2 protein-coding genes are annotated in these 1,631 nt (G+C 38.7%); both read left to right on the top strand.

What is annotated here, in order from left to right:
* Window positions 1–168: 168 nt before the first annotated feature.
* Window positions 169–393 (top strand): hypothetical protein, encoded by a 225-nt coding sequence (locus DW830_RS15375; protein WP_117588242.1) that lies wholly within the window; start codon window positions 169–171, stop codon window positions 391–393.
* Between the two features lie 56 nt (window positions 394–449).
* Window positions 450–1,604 carry a hypothetical protein gene (locus tag DW830_RS15370; RefSeq protein ID WP_233544583.1) on the top strand — a complete coding sequence of 385 codons (1,155 nt, stop codon included), beginning with the start codon at window positions 450–452 and terminating at the stop codon, window positions 1,602–1,604.
* Window positions 1,605–1,631 lie beyond the last annotated feature (27 nt).

The raw sequence follows: 1,631 nt of genomic DNA, 5'->3' as shown, positions 1-1,631 counted from the left end.
TAGGGTGTCCAGTTCTCTGTTCTTGAAAACAAGCTGGAAACATCCCTGTTAATTGTTAATATTACGCTCTGATATTTAACGTTTCATGTAACGAAATAGTTCTTTGAAAATTTGTGTATCTCGTTGATTTTTAGTATCTTTGCACATAATTACAAATACTTATAATCAATGAAAAAGTTAGATTCAAAACAGCATAAAGAGACCCCTGAGGAAGAGTTAAAACGTCTTCGTAAAAGAGTTAAGCAACTTGAAGGCAAAGAAGTGAAGAATACAAACACTATCAAAGGTCTTCGGAAAGAACTCAAAAAAAAAGACGTTCAGAAAATAACTATGACCAACGAACAAAGAGCATTACTCTCGCACCTGTTCCCGGACATAGATTCCCTCTTGTAGTAATTCAACTTTGTGTTCTTATCTACATGCGTACTGGCTGTGGCCTTCGAACTGTAGTGAAGATCTTGGAGATATTCTCCGAAGTACTTGGTGAGAACTTCGGAAAAAGTCCATGCTACAATACGGTGGAAAACTGGATAAAGAAGTTGGGACTGTCTGTTTATCAAGATGACCAGCCATGCAAAGGCAAAAAGTTTGCCATGATTATGGATGAGAGCATCGCTATAAACGGTCAGAAACTACTTTTGGCTCTAGCCATTCCATCAGAGCATCAAGATCGACCTGTCAAACATGAAGATGTGACAGTTTTAAACATGACGGTAGGAGCAAACTTCAAGGGTGAAGATATCGAAAACAAGATAAGCGAAGTCACTATATCTGCAGGTTCAGAACCTCAATATGTGATTAGTGACAATGCTCATAACCTTGTAAGGGGTATCTTGGACTCTGGATATGTGCATTATGCGGACATCAGTCATTCTATGGGTGTTATTCTCAAAAAGGTGTATGAAAAACAGCCTGATTTTGTTGAGCTTACAACACTTTTAGGAAAGAAAAGACTGCAATACCATCTGACAAATAAAGCATATTTGCTACCACCGAACATGAGGACTATTGCTAGATTCATGAATATGTCTGAATGGGTAATCTGGGGCAACTCTATGCTTGCTTGTTACAACAAACTCCCAAAAGAAATGCAGGAAGCGTATGCTTTCATCAACGACTATGAATCTTTGTTGCAAGAACTCATGGATGCGTTGGATGCCATCAGGCATATAGAGCATATCTGTAAAAACAAAGGCTTTTCCTGCAAGACGAGTAAGGAGTGCCAGTCATACATAGTTGCTCATGTTATAGGAAATGCTTATCCTCGTCAAGCTCACCTTGGCTTGAAGATGCTGGAGTACTTCCGAAAGGAAGAAGCGCAACTTACTGAGGATATGAATATCTGCATCTCTTCAGACATCATTGAATCTACTTTTGGTATATACAAAAGCAAGAAGTCACCGAACAAGCTGTATGGCATAACTCCTTTTGCTCTAATGATACCATTATATCCAAAAGTCGTGAACGAATCCGTTACTAAAACATTTAATTTCAAAGAGCGCTTAGTGAATGTTAAACTTAAGGACATTGATGCTTGGACTACCGAGCACTTGTCCAAAAACTGGGTGACAGAACGAACCAAAACTCTCAAACAAGTGAGTTAATATTGGAACATAGAACTGGACACCCTA

Origin of the sequence: Prevotella sp. AM34-19LB, from assembly GCF_003468525.1 — a bacterium.
GTDB lineage: Bacteria > Bacteroidota > Bacteroidia > Bacteroidales > Bacteroidaceae > Prevotella.
This window is presented reverse-complemented; position numbering and strand designations above follow the sequence as displayed.